Annotated in this window: 16 protein-coding genes; 12 read left to right on the top strand and 4 right to left on the bottom strand. The window is 39.6% G+C overall.

The window, feature by feature from the left end; all coding sequences use genetic code 11:
- Window positions 1-54 precede the first annotated feature (54 nt).
- Window positions 55-294: a hypothetical protein gene (locus IAR63_RS12430; protein ID WP_223007659.1), complete on the bottom strand. Its 240-nt coding sequence runs from the start codon at window positions 292-294 to the stop codon at window positions 55-57.
- 90 nt (window positions 295-384) lie between these two features.
- Here IAR63_RS12430 and IAR63_RS18790 point away from each other — a divergent pair, with 90 nt between their 5' ends.
- The 7 genes from IAR63_RS18790 (at window position 385) to IAR63_RS12405 (ending at window position 4446) form a co-directional block, all read left to right on the top strand.
- The gene (locus IAR63_RS18790) at window positions 385-540 is read left to right on the top strand and encodes a helix-turn-helix domain-containing protein (RefSeq protein WP_235678260.1); all 156 of its coding nucleotides are present in this window, start codon (window positions 385-387) and stop codon (window positions 538-540) included.
- The gene (locus IAR63_RS18470; RefSeq protein WP_235678259.1) at window positions 503-775 is read left to right on the top strand and encodes a transposase; all 273 of its coding nucleotides are present in this window, start codon (window positions 503-505) and stop codon (window positions 773-775) included. Before IAR63_RS18790 ends, IAR63_RS18470 begins: the two co-directional genes overlap by 38 nt.
- Before the next feature lie 30 nt (window positions 776-805).
- Window positions 806-901: a hypothetical protein gene (locus tag IAR63_RS18885; RefSeq protein ID WP_456318770.1), complete on the top strand. Its 96-nt coding sequence runs from the start codon at window positions 806-808 to the stop codon at window positions 899-901.
- Window positions 902-903: 2 nt separating this feature from the next.
- The gene (locus IAR63_RS18465) at window positions 904-1086 is read left to right on the top strand and encodes a hypothetical protein (RefSeq protein ID WP_235678258.1); all 183 of its coding nucleotides are present in this window, start codon (window positions 904-906) and stop codon (window positions 1084-1086) included.
- 242 nt (window positions 1087-1328) lie between these two features.
- Window positions 1329-2153, top strand: a complete 825-nt coding sequence (gene ntrB, locus IAR63_RS12415) for a nitrate ABC transporter permease (RefSeq protein WP_187705496.1) — start codon at window positions 1329-1331, stop codon at window positions 2151-2153.
- Between the two features lie 18 nt (window positions 2154-2171).
- A complete protein-coding gene (locus IAR63_RS12410) occupies window positions 2172-3566 on the top strand; it encodes a CmpA/NrtA family ABC transporter substrate-binding protein (protein ID WP_187705495.1) in 1395 nt (464 codons plus the stop codon).
- 58 nt (window positions 3567-3624) lie between these two features.
- Entirely contained in the window at window positions 3625-4446 is an 822-nt protein-coding gene (locus IAR63_RS12405; protein ID WP_187705494.1) for an ABC transporter ATP-binding protein, read from the top strand.
- A 59-nt stretch (window positions 4447-4505) separates the two neighbouring features.
- On the opposite strand, the gene IAR63_RS12400 is transcribed toward IAR63_RS12405, so the two are convergent.
- Window positions 4506-5249 carry a response regulator transcription factor gene (locus IAR63_RS12400; RefSeq protein WP_096547518.1) on the bottom strand — a complete coding sequence of 248 codons (744 nt, stop codon included), beginning with the start codon at window positions 5247-5249 and terminating at the stop codon, window positions 4506-4508.
- A gap of 509 nt (window positions 5250-5758) precedes the next feature.
- Between IAR63_RS12400 and IAR63_RS12395 the strand changes: the two genes are divergently transcribed.
- Window positions 5759-6481 (top strand): 4'-phosphopantetheinyl transferase family protein, encoded by a 723-nt coding sequence (locus IAR63_RS12395; protein WP_187705493.1) that lies wholly within the window; start codon window positions 5759-5761, stop codon window positions 6479-6481.
- A 566-nt stretch (window positions 6482-7047) separates the two neighbouring features.
- The gene (locus tag IAR63_RS12390; RefSeq protein WP_187705492.1) at window positions 7048-8982 is read left to right on the top strand and encodes an ATP-binding protein; all 1935 of its coding nucleotides are present in this window, start codon (window positions 7048-7050) and stop codon (window positions 8980-8982) included.
- Here the strand turns inward: IAR63_RS12390 and IAR63_RS12385 are convergent.
- A complete protein-coding gene (locus IAR63_RS12385) occupies window positions 8953-10191 on the bottom strand; it encodes a glycosyltransferase (RefSeq protein ID WP_187705491.1) in 1239 nt (412 codons plus the stop codon). The genes IAR63_RS12390 and IAR63_RS12385 overlap by 30 nt on opposite strands.
- A gap of 166 nt (window positions 10192-10357) precedes the next feature.
- Here IAR63_RS12385 and cofH point away from each other — a divergent pair, with 166 nt between their 5' ends.
- The 3 genes from cofH (at window position 10358) to IAR63_RS12370 (ending at window position 12692) form a co-directional block, all read left to right on the top strand.
- A complete protein-coding gene (cofH, locus tag IAR63_RS12380) occupies window positions 10358-11557 on the top strand; it encodes a 7,8-didemethyl-8-hydroxy-5-deazariboflavin synthase subunit CofH (RefSeq protein ID WP_187705490.1) in 1200 nt (399 codons plus the stop codon).
- 36 nt (window positions 11558-11593) lie between these two features.
- Window positions 11594-11992 carry a photosystem II protein Psb27 gene (gene psb27, locus IAR63_RS12375; protein ID WP_187705489.1) on the top strand — a complete coding sequence of 133 codons (399 nt, stop codon included), beginning with the start codon at window positions 11594-11596 and terminating at the stop codon, window positions 11990-11992.
- 508 nt (window positions 11993-12500) lie between these two features.
- Window positions 12501-12692 carry a pyruvate formate lyase-activating protein gene (locus tag IAR63_RS12370; protein ID WP_187705488.1) on the top strand — a complete coding sequence of 64 codons (192 nt, stop codon included), beginning with the start codon at window positions 12501-12503 and terminating at the stop codon, window positions 12690-12692.
- Window positions 12693-12716: 24 nt separating this feature from the next.
- Here IAR63_RS12370 and rlmN read toward each other — a convergent pair whose 3' ends face one another.
- Window positions 12717-13769, bottom strand: coding sequence for a dual-specificity RNA methyltransferase RlmN (gene rlmN / locus IAR63_RS12365; protein ID WP_187705487.1), 1053 nt, complete (start codon window positions 13767-13769; stop codon window positions 12717-12719).
- Window positions 13770-13912 lie beyond the last annotated feature (143 nt).

The raw sequence follows: 13912 nt of genomic DNA, 5'->3' as shown, positions 1-13912 counted from the left end.
CCAGACTCTGATGACAATTTCTTAAGCTTCTCCGGTCTAAAGACACGGAGAAGCTTAATAATCCCTAATCCCACCGTTATCCTTTTCATAGTCATCCCAATCAAATGTTACCTTCAACTGGTTGGGATTATCTTTCTTGAGTTTAAACAAAGCTGGATTCATACCATTGAGAACACGCAACACAAAGTACTCATCATTTCTAGTATACCCAGGCTTTTCCCGATCCAAGTTAATGGTCAAAGATAATCCGCCTGAATTTCCTTTAAAGTTGGCTCTTTGGGGAATGATTGACATAATTAAGACAACTGTGTTAAAATTGGAAATGGTGAGTAAGTCAGCTTAATTTTCCTTTTGACAGGGCGCGTAAAAATTAAGTCCAGTTAAATGAAAAGCGGGGGAACCAAATTGTTTGTAAACTTAGGGGAATTAAAACCCAATAACAAACAGGTGACTCTATTCCGTCAACATTGCGGAGTAGCTAGACATGCTTACAACTTTGGTAATGAACAAGAAACTGAAGCGTCAACAGCGATCTGTTAGTCGCAAAGTCAAAGGTTCTAAGAATCGAGATAAGGCTATTTCTAAACTGGCTAAAACTCACGCTAAAGTGTCAAATATTCGCAAAGATGCCATTCATAAACTCACTTATGATCTCGCTAAAAACCACAGCGTTATCAAAATTGAAGAATTGAGTATCAAAGCATTTTTGAAGAATCACAAACTAGCTGGTGCAATTGCGGATTGTGGAATGTACGAATTCAAGCGCCAATTATAGTATAAAACTGAGAAGTTTTCTAGTCAATTAGTGTTAGTTGACCGCATGTTTCCCAGTTCTCAAATTTGCTCAAACTGTGGTAAGCACCGCCACAAAATGCCGCGAAAGAGTTTACGTTTGTCCTGAATGTGGACACACCCAAGACAGAGATCGCAGCAAAAAATCTAGAACGATGGTTTGAAGGAATTCATATTCCGATTCGTTCGGATCAAACGGTAAGCTCTACCGAGATAGCTTGTGGAGTAGACAAACCTCTCAAGAATCATCTTGAGACTACGATGAAACAGGAAGTAGGTAGTCCAGATCTGTAAAGGTCTGGGTAGCTTTGGGTAGATCCTATAGAGCGGCTTATCTTTAACATGACCTTATTAAAGAGGGACATCTCTCAGTCCTAGCCCGTCAGCTAACCTCGTCAGCATTGAAAGAAGACTGTGATTACATGACCCCGTGCAATTATGGCTTCCCGGTCTTAATTTAAAAGCACGTCAGGTCAAAACCAGAATTCTTTTAAGACTCTCGGCTATGTAGTCCATCCTGAAAGGGGTATTTTCTCATGTCTTCAGTGAGTCTTGTTCGTCGCGCAAAGACTTTAACGTTCAAAACTTTGCGGGGCTTTTTTCAACCCCATATCCTCCTACCGGTCACTGGTTTTGTGGGTATCATTGCCTTATGGTGGATTATTGCCTTGTTTCGTCAAGAAATGATGCCAACCCCACCAGAAGCCTTGGTAAAAAATTTAGACTTTATTTTACATCCATTCTATCGCCGAGGACCAGGTGATCTGGGACTGGGATGGCTACTACTAGCCAGCTTGCGTCGAGTCTGTATCGGTTTTTCCCTAGGGGCAATAGTTGCTATCCCCATTGGTATTTGGATTGGTTTATCTCACGCAGCTTGGTTAGCAATTAACCCTATTATTCAGGTATTTAAACCCGTATCTCCCCTAGTGTGGTTGCCCATTGCCCTAGCCATTTTTAATGCAGCAGAACCATCAGCAATATTTGTAATTTTTATTACATCTCTTTGGTCAACTATCATCAATACAGCTGAAGGGGTTAGAAACGTCCCCAAAGAATATTTGGAGGTGGTACAGCTGTTGGAGATGCCACGATGGAAGCAGCTGGTGAAAGTAGTTTTACCGGCTAGTCTCCCCTATATATTTACAGGATTACGGATTAGTTTGGGCATTGCCTGGCTAGTAATTGTAGCTGTTGAAATGCTAACTGGGGGAGTTGGCATTGGCTTTTTTGTATGGGATGAGTGGAATAGGTTGAATGTGAGTTCCGTCTTTTTAGCCGTCTTCGTCATTGGTTTAACTGGTCTGGTATTAGACTATGCCCTGACTAAACTACAGGCCATTCTAAAATATTCTTCCTAGCTAGGTACTGGAGATCTGATGAATATACCCCGGACTCGGCGTGCCTTTCTAGAGGGAATTGGTGCCACTACAGCAGCGATCGCCTTTTCTTCCTGTCAAAGTCAAGTTAAAAATTCTACTGATTTATCTGTTAATTATACAGAGAAACCTATTGTTGATCCAGCCAGTTTAGAAAAACCTAACCTAACCATTGGATTTGTACCTGTAAACGACTGTGCTCCCTTTGCTATTGCTGTAACAAAAGGCTTTTTCCATAAATATGGTCTAAATGTTACCCTTAGTCGTGAAGCCAGTTGGGCTAATTCCCGGGACGGGATCATCTTTGGCAGGTTGGATGCTTCCCCAGTGGTGTCGGGAGCTGTTACCAATGCGCGTATAGGAGCTGAAGGAGCGCGACCATTTCCGCTGTGTGCAGCCATGACAATCCACCGCCATGGCAATGGTTTAACCATGAATCGCCAACTTTGGAATGATGGAGTTAGGCCTTGGTACACCTATAATAACAACCTAGAATCTTTTGGACGTGATCTAAGCAAGTATTGGCAAAATACACCGGTTGATAATCGTGTGTGGGCAGTGGTGCTTAGCTCATCCATTTACGAATACCTTGTGCGTTATCTATTAGGAGCAGTGGGGATTGACCCAATTAGTCAACTTCGATTAATTATAACCCCACCACCACAAATGGTCAGCAATATGCGTATTGGTTCCATGCAAGCATACATGGTAGCCGAACCCTGGAACACCCGTGCCATTTCCAGGAATGAGGGTGTGGGCTTTACATTTGTCCAAGGAAGGGAAATTTGGCGGGGACACCCAGATCGGGTATTAGCAGTTCGGGAATCTTTTATTAATGACTATCCTAAGACCTATCGGTCATTAGTGAAATCAATGATCGAGGCTTGTCAATATTGCAGCAATCCTGCCAATCGGTTTGAGGTAGCCAACCTAATTTCCCGGCGCACCTTTACGGGAGCTGCTGTCAAATATACCCAGCCCGGAATCGTTGGTAACTTTGATTATGGTGGTTTCGACAACCAATCCCGGTTAGTTAATGATCCAGAAACTACCTTATTCTTTGATTTACCAACCTCAGTTTCTCAGGTAGCCAACGACCATTCCACCTTTCTATGGCAGTCCCAATGTCTTTGGCTGATGACCCAAGCCACTCGCTGGGGACAAATTGCAGAATTTCCCCAAAAAGCTGAGGCGATCGCACGTCAAGCTTGGAGAACAGACCTCTACCGGGAAATTGCCCAAGAGATGGGTATTCCATGCCCATCGGAGGACTACAAACCAGAAGCTGGAACAGCTTTTATTGATGGTAAGTCCTTTGACCCTGGCGATCCTGTTGGGTATATCAGGAGTTTTGATATTCGGGTCAGGAATGCGCAATCATTCTATATTACCTGATGGTTTTGTTTTTGGCAACTCACCTTAACTTTCCTTCACTTTCATACCTAGATGGTTTATGACATTCACAATGCAATCAATTGACCCTTCTCAACCCAAGGATAGTCATCCGTTTTTGAGTATCGAGCAAGTCATCAAGACCTATCGCCACCCCAGTGGTGAACAGTTTGTTGTTCTCAACGGTATTGATCTTGCTATTGGTAAACAGGAATATGTATCAGTCATTGGGCATTCAGGATGCGGAAAATCAACCCTTATGCGGATTGTTGCAGGACTGGAAAAACCCACCTCCGGACTAGTTACTTTAGAGGGTAAAGCCATTACTAAGCCAAGTGCGGAAAGAATGATGGTATTTCAGGGCTACGCTTTGTTACCTTGGCTCACAGTGCGAGAAAACATTCGTATGGCAGTAGATGAAGTGTTTAAAACCATGTCTCGACCGGAAAAAGTGGCCATTGTAAATGAGCATATCCAGATGGTAAAACTGTCTGCAGCTGCTGATAAGTATCCCCATGAGCTTTCTGGTGGAATGAAACAGCGGGTAGGTGTGGCCCGGGCCCTGGCAACTCGACCGAAAATGTTGCTTTTGGATGAGCCTTTTGGGGCACTTGATGCTTTGACCAGACCCAAATTACAACAGGATGTTTTGGAAATCTGGAGACAACACCCTCAAGCTGTGATGATGATCACCCATGATGTAGATGAGGCTATTTTTATGTCCGATCGGGTGGCAATGATGACTAATGGACCTGGCGCAACTATTGGTCAGGTCTTACATATTCCTCTTCCCCGTCCTCGTGACAGATACGAATTACGGGAATCTAAGGAATACTATGAACTGCGAAATTATGCTTTGGATTTCTTAGAAAGATATCAATAATATGCTGAGAAACCCCGTGTTTCAATCGGGGAATCAAGAAAGCTTAATCCCTGGTCAAATCATTCTACCAGTGTCATGTTACTTGCTTCACCAGATGGAGGTACAGCAGGTAACTCTAAACAATAACCTGCACCGTAAACCGTTTTAATATAACGAGGACGACGAGGATCAGGTTCAAGTTTAGTTCTGAGATGGCGAATGTGAACACGAATGGTTTCAATATCATCATCAGGGTCATAACCCCAAACTTCTCGCAGAATTTCACTGGGAGAGACGGTCTGACCATGACGTTGAAGTAAACAGTGAAGTAACTCAAATTCCAGATGAGTCAGTTTCACGGTTTCATGGAACCAGATAGCTTCAAACCTTTCTGGGACCAGAGTCAAGGGGCCATGATTGAGAATTTCACTGTGCTTGGCAGCTTGGGGTATGCGATCGGCTCGCCGCAACAAAGCTCTGACTCGAGCCAACATCTCCTCTACTTCAAAAGGTTTGGTCAGGTAGTCATCCGCACCAGCGTTAAATCCCTCTACTTTGTATTGAGTTTGGTTTAAAGCGGTCAACATTAAGACGGGAATTTCAGCAGTACGCTCATCCCGACGCAGTCTTTGGCAAATGGTAAATCCATCTACTCTTGGCAACATCAGGTCAAGTAAAATCAAGTCGGGTTGTAGTTGGAGAGCTAGCGCCTGACCTTTAATACCGTCTTCAGCTTGATTAACATCGTAGCCAGCCATTTCCAAGTTGACGGCAACAAGTTCTGAAATCGCTGGGTCATCGTCTATGACAAGAATCCTGGGCATTATTAAAAAATTATGACTACCTTATATTTAACGATAAATTAAGAATCTTTGATATATACAAAGATTACTTTTTTGATGGACAAGAACATTTAAAATTGAACATAAGGACTAATGTGGTAAAGGACTTAGGTTCACAATTAAAGACATGGAAATAATATCAGTTTACACCACCAGATGTAATTCACAAATTACAGTTTCTAACCATATTTTTTCGAGGTCACATTGAGTCAGGAGTCAAGTTGATCATCACATACGGAATAAATAAAGTATATCTTTTTACTTATTTGTTATTAATGCACAAAAATAACATAAAAACAATAATTATTTACAATTTGTAAAATCTAGGTTATAAAATTTAGGATATAAGTGGGTGGGTGGAATTTAATATAAAATTAAGGTAGGTTGGGTTGAAGTATGAAACCCAACGCCCACATGGGTTACGCTACCCCTAGCCCATCCTACAAATAATTGTGCCTCCCTACTTAAAACCCTAAGAACTGGAATTAGTTGTGAATCAGTGTATTGTTTGGCAACGGGCGCCTGAAAATTTCCAGCTGTGCGCTCAGGAAGTACATATCTGGAAGATTAACCTGAAGGTATCACCATCGGAAATGGAATTTTACCGCAGGGTTTTATCTGGTGATGAAATAGCTCGTGCAGAAAAATTTTATTTTCCACAACACCAAGAGCGTTTTATTGTTGGTCGTGCCTTTCTTAGAAAAATCCTGTCGAAGTATATAAACGTAGAAGCAAAAGAAATAGAATTTGAGTATGAAGAGAGAGGAAAGCCATTATTAGGCTTGAAGTTTAAGCATTGTGGAATATGCTTTAATTTATCCCATTCTCAAGACCTAGGTTTATGTGGTGTGAGTCATAATAGACTAATAGGAGTAGATTTAGAAAGTATTCGTCACACATCAGACATAGAAAACTTAGCCAAGCGCTTTTTTTCAGTTAGGGAATATGAGGTAATTAAATCAGTAGCTCCGGAAGAACAACAGGAGATATTCTTCCGTTATTGGACTTGTAAGGAGGCTTATTTAAAAGCTACTGGGAAAGGTATATCTGAACTAGCTCAAGTAGAGATAGACTTAGCGCTAAATAAATCTGCTAAATTGTGCATAGTAGGAAATTGGCAATTAAAAGAACTAGTACCAGCAGAGAATTTTGCAGCAGCAGTTGTTATAGCTAATCATAATCATTTAGACAGGTTTAGGTTTTGGGAACCTTGAAGAAAGAATAGGGGTTTTAGGCAGTAAAAAGCAGATCTGATAAATCCTACTAAATATTACCAAAATCTCATAGTATATGATATATATGTATTGGAGTAAATTGCTATGAACAGCAAAAAGGTAATCCGTGTTACAAAAACTGAGTTTGAGTTGGAAGACGGCACAATTTATCCTCATGCAGTGGAACTTGAAGAGTTCCAAATGTATTACGACTATTGGTTCTCTATCTTTGAGGAAATAACCAATAGCTTAAACTACATTCCAAATTTGAGATTGAAAAACTTGATTAACTTATGAATAACTAATAAACTTGAGGTAAATTGAAATTATCCTACAGAATGACTAGAGATGATTTGATAAAACAAAGACTAGGAGTTGTTATGGGAGCAGCATGTCATTGGTTAGGTATATCAATGTGAAATAATGTCAGGGTAAAAATATATAGGGCTTATATAGCGCCTCCAATGGTAGCAATAAGAAATACAGGAAGGGTGAAAACCTAGCATCTAATTAATTTTTGTTATTCCTCCACAATTCTTTCCCAATCTAAGGATAACTGAAAATCAATGGTTCAAGAACGAACAACGCGTGTAAATGCTAGAAAAACAGATGTATTCGATATTTTTAACTTCAAGTATTATATTGGACCAAATCCCTATTTAGATACAGCAGCCATAGTATTTGACTTTGCCTTAACTGAACATCAAGATCCTCTGCCAATGGAAGATTATGTTCACACTATTAGTGATTTTTATCCCCAGGTAGCTAAACAAACCTATGAATTATATGCTAATTTATTTGCTCAGGTTGTATCAGAAGTTAATAAGTTAGATATGTCCCTATATTTCAATCTTTACAGTATAAATTCCCATGATTCCTATGTAAAGATTGCCATTCAAGCATTGCATGAACATACAGCCAAATCAGTAGTTTACCTGGTTTGGGACTGGTTTGAAAATATTAGTAAAGAACGGTATTTCCCCCTTGAAGAGAGACTGATAAAATTACAAGATCAATTTCGCAAATCTGTTTATGGTGGACCGACTGTCTATGCTTTATGGCAAACTGCTTACCAACAGGGTATTCCTACTTTTTATCTATGGGAAGAGGGGTTAATGCAATATGGTTACGGAAAAAAACAGCTGAGGGGAATTGCGACCACCTTTGATGTTGATAGTCATCTGGATTCGGAATTTACCACTCGTAAAGATGACTGTAAGGAATTTTTAGACCGATTGGGTTTTCCTGTCCCCAAAGGTGATATTGTAACTTCAGAAAAACAAGCTATAGCTGTAGCTCAAGAAATTGGTTACCCTGTTGCAATTAAACCTGTGTCTGGTCATAAGGGGATTGGTGTCACCCCCAATATAAGGGACTCGAGAAAATTAAAATCTGCTTATGAGTTGGCAGTTTCAGCAATTCCTAAAGACCAGTCAATTAGAGTAATTGTTGAAGAAAGTATCTGGGGGAAAGATTTTCGTTTATTGTGTGTGAATGGTAAATTTGTTGCTGCAACAGAACGCCGTCAACCGTCGGTAATTGGGGATGGGTATTCAACAATTGAGGAACTAATTGCCAGGGAAAATAATCAACCACAAAGAAGAGATACTCCTACTTCTTCTATGAGTAAGATTGTGATTGATCGGGCTATGGAACGATATTTATATAGTCAAAGATTAGATTTAGATAGTGTAATTGAGAAAAATCGCAGTGTTTATCTTTCTGATGTTGCTAATATCTCTTCTGGTGGTGTTAGCATTAATGCTACCGATAAAATTCATCCAGATAATATTATTCTTGCAGAGGAAATTGCCCAAAATTTTCGCCTCACTTGTTTGGGGATTGATGTAATCGCTAAAAATATTGCCCATTCTTGGCGATATGGTAATTTTGCTGTTTTGGAAATTAATGCAGCACCGGGTATTTTTATGCATCTTAATCCTGCTATTGGTAAAAGTGTTGATGTTCCACACTATATTCTATCAGAGTTTTTTCCCTCTGCTGAGGATGCTAGAATCCCGATTATAACTTTTAATCGAATTACTAAGAAGGCTTTACTGGATACTATTGCCTACTTATTGTCAGAATATCCAAAATTAAAAATCGGTGGTGTTTCTCGTGAAGGTTCGTTTTTAAATCTTGCTCAAAGATTTTTTCATGAAGATTATAATCGCAATGTTCAAAGTTTATTACGTCATCCCCAATTGGATTTATTTATTGCTGAATATTCTGGGGATATTTTGGAAAGTAGGGGAATGGTTTACAAAGGTAGTGATATTGTTATTTTAGATCATCCCACTGAAACTGAGATGATATTGTTAAGGGATGCCATAGATGGTTCTGTAGTTATTACCAGACATGAAAATAATATTTCTATCCGACATAAGGGGGTCATTGAAAATTTAATAGTTACATCAGATAGGGGATTTTCCAGTCTTTATCTCCAGAGGATTTCACAATTTATTTTGATGTCACTTGACGTCTGTTACCCGCCAACTTAATTTTAAATTAAGCCAAAAATTCCAAATTGTTGTCACGCCAATTGCTATGAGATTGGCAATATAACGATTGGAAATTAAAAAGTGAACCAGAAATTTTAATATCAATACATTTATGATTAAACCTGCTAAACAAATCAAGTTGAATTTATAAAATCTCTTTATTCGCTGTTTCCAACTCCGTTGTTGGATAGAAATATCCCCAAATGTCCATACATCATTCCACAGGAAATTATTGAAAATTGCCAGCTCCCCAGCTAGGATTTTGCTACCAATTAGGGGTAAAGCTAAAGTATCACTCAATAGGTAAAGCACGGCCGTATCTACAAACACCCCACTTAGTCCCACTAAACCAAATCGCATAAATCTACTTAGAGGAGGGGTAATTTGTAAGTTAAAGTTCTGACTGATTTTTCCTAATCTTCCCGTAGATAAACGTAGACGTATGAGGTGTTGAATGTATTCTAGATATTGCTTCCAAGTTACTTTACTTTCCCCCTCCTCGCGTTCACAGAATACATAACCAACTTCCCCAATTTTTTTGATCTTCCCTCTCGCAATTACTTCTAAAATAATTTTATAGCCTATGGGGTTCATTTCTACTCCAGCGATCGCATTTCGACGTACCATAAAATAGCCACTCATGGGGTCACTAACTTTACCTAGGATATGTGGTAAGATAACCAACCCTAAAATTTGGGCTCCACGGGATAGAAATCGTCTGACCACGTTCCAGCTACTAACACCACCACCATTCACATGACGACTGGCCACGGCCAAATCAGCACCTCTTTTTATTTGGGATAACAGTTGTAATAGTATCTCTGGAGGATGCTGTAAATCCCCATCTATTACCCCTAAAATTTGCCCTTTGGCAGCTTGCCAACCTCTAATTACTGCTGAGGACAAACCTCTTTCCTGTTGACGACGCATCACTCGCAATTGGGGATACTCTGGAATTAACGATTCTGCTACTTGCCATGTCAAGTCGGGACTATTATCATCAACTACTATTAATTCGTAGTTATTGGGAATACTTTCCTCTAGTATGCTGTTGATGATGTTAATCATTTTATGAATGTTTTCTCGCTCTTGATAGGTGGGAATTACCAAGGATAAGAGAACAACATCATCATCCCACCCCAACTCCAAAGCTGGATATTCGGCAATTTTTAAGGGACCCGTGGGGGTAATTAGCTTTGATTTTTCCACAAGTTAATGCTATTTCCATGACTTTGACGCTGGAACATCATACCGCAAATACATAAGATATAAAATCGGCTTTTAATGTTAAATTAGGTTAACCATAGTTAATTTTTGTTTTTCCGCTTATTTACTTATTTACATACTACTTGTCCTACCAAAAAAATCAAAACCAGTGAATAATATAACATTAACTCCTATCAACTCTATTTTAGAGCGATCGCTACTAGGATCAGATATATCACCATCAGAAGCAGTAATTTTACTAAAGCAAACTGATCCAGAAACTATAAATACTATTCGGGAAACAGCTGACAAGCTCCGCCAAAAACAAGCAGGAGAGGTGGTCACCTATGTTATCAATAGGAATATTAACTTTACCAACATATGTGAACAACATTGTAGTTTTTGTGCATTTCGGAGAGATGATAGTGATGAGGATGCCTATTGGCTAGATTGGTCACAAATTTTGGAAAAGTCTGCGGATGCGGTAAGTCGAGGCGCAACAGAAATTTGTATGCAGGGAGGACTAAACCCAAAAGCCCAAATCCATGGTAGGTCTCTACCGTATTACATTAAACTAATAGAAACTATTAAACAAAACTTTCCTCAGCTACATATACATGCTTTTTCTCCTCAAGAGATACAATTTATTGCAAGACTAGACAGTATTTCTTATGCGCAGGTAATTACAGCTTTAAGAGATGTAGGTTTGGGTTCCATACCAGGAACAGCAGCAGAAGTGTTGGATGATGAGGTGAGAAAAGTATTATGTCCCGAAAAAATCAATACAGCAACATGGCTGGAAATTATCACTACGGCCCACCAATTGGGTTTATGTACCACCAGCACCATGTTGTCGGGACATATTGAAACTCCAGAAGAGCAAATTACACATCTAGAAAAACTGCGCCAACTCCAGCAAGCAGCACACAAAAAAGAATATCCAGGGCAAATTACCGAATTTATTCTCCTTCCGTTTGTTGGTCAAGACGTACCAAAACCCCTACGTCGTCGAGTTGGTAGAGACCAACCCATTTTAGCTGATGCACTCTTATTAACAGCAGTAGCAAGAATATTTTTGGGAAAGTACATACCCAATCATCAACCAAGCTGGGTTAAGTTAGGATTAACCGGTGCTATGGAGGCTTTAAATTGGGGTTGTAATGATATTGGAGGAACTTTAATGGAAGAACACATTACTACTATGGCTGGTGCAATTGGGGGCACATGTATGGAAGTAGAAACTCTACAAAGTGCCATCCTGTCTTTAAATAGACCCTATCAACAGCGTAATACTCTGTATTTTCGCTTATCTTCAGGTTTAAACACCACAGAGAAGTCAATCCCCGGATACCAATCCAAGATAGGATGAAACTTGATTTACCTATTGTTTTTGTTTTAATTGGATATGAAGAGTTATTGGTCGCGTCTGCTGGCACTGATTTTAGTGATTACCATTGGTTTGATGGGTTGTTCCGGTACTCCCGATAGTTTGACTGGAGATTATCGTCAAGACACTCTAGCAGTTGTTAAAGTGATGAGACAGGCCGTGGAAGTATCACCTGATGACCCTAATAAAGCAGCAATTCAAGCGGAAGCACGTCAAAAAATCAATGACTTTTCTGCCCGTTATCAGCGTTCCAGTTCGGTTTCTAGTTTAAGCTCCTTTACGACTATGCGCACTGCCCTCAATGCTTTGGCAGGTCATTACAGTTCCTACCCCAATCGTCCTGTCCCCCAAAAGCTAAAAGATCGTTTGGAATTGGAGTTTAATCGTGTTGAATTGGCACTCAAGCGTGGTTACTAATTATCGTTTCCAATTTGATCAGGTTAAGTATTTTTTATAAGCAGGCTTGTCCTGCTTTTTCTACATTGAATTTAAATTTTTCGTAATTCTATATATAAAGATAATCAAATTGTAATTATTACAAGTGTAATAACGTAATGCCAAAGGACATCATATTAATACACATCATATCGAATGAATATCTGTAGTGCATGAATAAATTACTGATATGATTAATAGATTATTAAGAAAAAAATTCTGTGACTTGTAATACAGTTTTTTCATATTTGTAGCTGTTGAATTAAATAAGGTCATACTTTTATAGTGCAGGCTAAGATACAGTGTCTCAAAGATTAAGTTCTAGGGATCAGTAACTAACCCGGTAAGATAGAACAGCTCATATAAATTTATATATCTCAAGAATGAGGATTAATAAGATTGGCTCAGAGATGATGAGCAAAATCGAAAAAAGATTTTTTTGGTTTCGGTGAAAAATTAGCAAAAAGTTATTTAATCCAGGGAGTTTAAAATGCAAATCTTACAAAATAAAGTCCACTGTCCCAATTGTGGTAAAATGGCCGACCGCTATTTTATAGCTGAGAGTCAAGTTACTAGAACTCAATGTCCAGCTTGTGACTATTTAATGATCAACTGTACTCGTACGGGTAGGGTGATTGAAGCTTACGCACCAGGTATTTATGCTAGCAAGATACCGGTTTAGCCCGGGATACATAAAACTTCTGTATCACTTTTTACCCCTTCTGAGTTGACCGCAAGCCGCGTCTGCTTCCAAACCGCGAGAATATCTGATGCTGACCGCTATTTTTTGCTTTTGCAGAACATTCACAAAAGCATTGATCCTATCCCGGTTTGGACGCTGATAGTCTGCTTCTTGAATGGGATTGTAAGGGATTAAATTGACGTGATTTTGAAAACCCCGCAACTGTTGGGATAACTCCAAAGCTTGTTCCGGTAAATCATTAACACCAGCTAAAAGAATGTACTCAAAAGTGACCCTTCTTCCTGTAATTTGCACATATTCTCGACATTCCGCTAATAATTGTTCTATGGGGTAGGTTTTAGCACTGGGAATTATTTGTTCTCTTAAGGTCTGGTTGGGTGCGTGTAGACTAACAGCAAGAGTAACTTGTAAATGGTGTTGAGCCAGTTGACGAATACGATCTGGAATACCTACAGTAGAAACTGTCAAAGAGCGCTGTCCAATTCCTAAATCTTGATTTAAACACTTGAGAGCTAGAATCACATTTTCTGTGTTTAATAATGGTTCACCCATTCCCATAAATACAACATGACTTACCCGTTGTTGAAAATTTTCTTGTACTGTGAGTACCTGGTCAACAATTTCCCCACGATTGAGATTGCGTTTAAACCCACCTTTACCAGTAGCACAAAAGTCACAAGCCATTGGGCAACCCACCTGAGTAGAAACACAGACTGTTAGCCTATTATCACTGGGAATCCCAACAGTTTCGATAATTTCGCCATCTGCTAGTTGGAGTAAATATTTTACTGTACCATCGGTGGCTAAAGACTGATAGTCAACCGATGAGCGACCTATGGAAACATCAGCAACCTGTTCGCGCCAAGTTTTAGGAAATACAGATATATCACCAATTTTACGTACGCCCTGGTGGTAAATCCAATTATGCAGTTGCTTACCCCTATATCCCGGTTGTCCCTGCTGTTGTACCCAGGTGGTTAATTCATCCACTGAAGCACCAAGTAGGGGTGGGAGCAGAGGAGTTTTAAGGGGACCTGGTGTTTGACTTATAGACATTTATGGGCACTCCTACCTAAATTGGCGATTTTTTCACCAGCTGGAGGAAGTTTGCTGGCGATGACAAATGTCAAAGGCTATGATATCATAAGTAGTTTTCTATTGTGCTGGGTGAAAAATATAGATAACCCAGTACGTCTGCA

This window comes from Cylindrospermopsis curvispora GIHE-G1 (assembly GCF_014489415.1).
In the GTDB taxonomy this organism is placed as follows: domain Bacteria; phylum Cyanobacteriota; class Cyanobacteriia; order Cyanobacteriales; family Nostocaceae; genus Raphidiopsis; species Raphidiopsis curvispora_A.
The sequence above is the reverse complement of the archived record's forward strand: the minus strand, read 5'-3'. Positions and strand labels throughout refer to the sequence as shown.